Source organism: Mesorhizobium sp. M8A.F.Ca.ET.021.01.1.1 (assembly GCF_003998025.1).
In the GTDB taxonomy this organism is placed as follows: Bacteria; Pseudomonadota; Alphaproteobacteria; order Rhizobiales; family Rhizobiaceae; genus Mesorhizobium.
The window spans coordinates 1-1,559 of the sequence record NZ_RZSJ01000888.1 but is presented as its reverse complement, the minus strand read 5'-3'; the positions used below and the strand labels follow the sequence as shown (position 1 = coordinate 1,559).

The following is a 1,559-nucleotide window of genomic DNA, read 5'->3' as shown; positions in this document are numbered from 1 at the left end:
ATTGTACGCCGTGTCGCCGCAGGCAGTGCACTTGCTGGATAGCTGCTAACGAATTCGGCGAGTTCAGATATGGCTCGCACTGAGGTATACTCCAATATATCCGCTTCTTTTCGAATAAAGTCTACGGCTGCTTTTCTACCTCGGGGCGAGCCTTGTTACCCACAATAGTCTCAAGCGAAGCCAGGGCCATGTGCTGGCAGATGGAATTAGGAGACGTCAAACTCCTGCTGCAGCTCGATCAACAACGCGCCTGCTTAACAGTTAAGAAGCCACTCCATTTTGCTGGTGCACTGTTCTACCGGTTTCGATACCGCGTAGCTCCAACAAGCCAAGTTTCATAAAGAATTTACACGTTGAGAACGCCTATTTGCACTTGAGGCGGAGCAATTAACAGAACGGCGAGGTTGTGATGCGCTGACCTTCGCTTCACCATCCCCCTTGCAATCCGCATGCCACCGAAGAAGTTGTCCGAGCAAGTGGCGGACACTGTGTTTCGCGCCGCGCTACCGGAACACTTGACCATTCGTGTGTCTTCTTCCGAACATAGGTGTCTCCGCATGAGAGGCGACCGTCGTATTCAACGTTCCAAGTTCTCGTGGGTCCATATCTAGTGCCAATTCAAACGCCCACCACAATAATGTCTATTGGGCTCTCAGTGGTGGTGGACTCGGCATCCGAGCATCACCAAAGACTCTTGCTAGCTGTGAGCTTTCGGGAGGTTGTCCATTCGGACCGGACCGAGGAGACTGGAGTTACCACGCTTCAGCATCTATCGGAGGGTCCGAATGAACATCCACAAGAATGCCCGTCTCACACCGCTGCGTCGAGAGGAGATGGCGCTGTCGGTGATAGAGGGCGCTTTTTCCAAAGCCCATGCGGCGCGGGTCTATGGCGTCGGCCAAGATCGTGGCGCGCTGGGTCGAGCGCTATAAGGCTGAAGGGCGGGCCGGCATGATCGACCGTTCCTCGCGGCCCGCCCATATGTCACAGGCCACCGCTGCGTTGATCGCCGAGCGCATCATGGCGCTGCGGCGGCAACGTTGGACCGGCAAGCACATCGCCCATGAGGTCGGCGTCTCGCCCGCCACCGTCAGCCGGGTTCTCAAGCGTGCCGGGCTGTCGCGGCTAAGCGATAGCGAGCCGGCCGAACCGGTCCGGCGCTACGAGCGGGAGAACCCAGGCGAGATGATCCATATCGACATCAAAGAAGCTCGGCCGCTTCAGCCAAGTCGGCCATCGCATCACCGGCGAGCCGCAAAAAGGCAAGTCGCGCGGCGCCGGCTGGGAGTTCGTCCACGTCTGCATCGACGACGCGTCCCGCATCGCCTTCTCGCAAATCCTGCCCGACGAGAAAGAAGAACGCGCCATCGCCTTCCTCAAGGCGGCGGTGGCCTGCTACGCCAGCCTCGGCGTCACAATAGCCCGCGTCATGACCGACAACGTCCTAAGCGCGGAACGAAATGGAGCCTGCAGTCAAGGTCTCTCTGTTCGTCAGCATGCCCTTGCTGCGTGACGTTGGTCAAGTCGTCGAACCAGGCGGCTTCCACCGGCAAGGGAAA

The 1,559-nt window shown here is 58.3% G+C and carries 1 pseudogene; it reads left to right on the top strand.

Annotated features, from left to right (window positions below):
* Positions 1 to 785: 785 nt before the first annotated feature.
* Positions 786 to 1,438, top strand: a pseudogene (locus EOA36_RS35110) (leucine zipper domain-containing protein); the annotation flags it as partial.
* Positions 1,439 to 1,559: the final 121 nt, after the last annotated feature.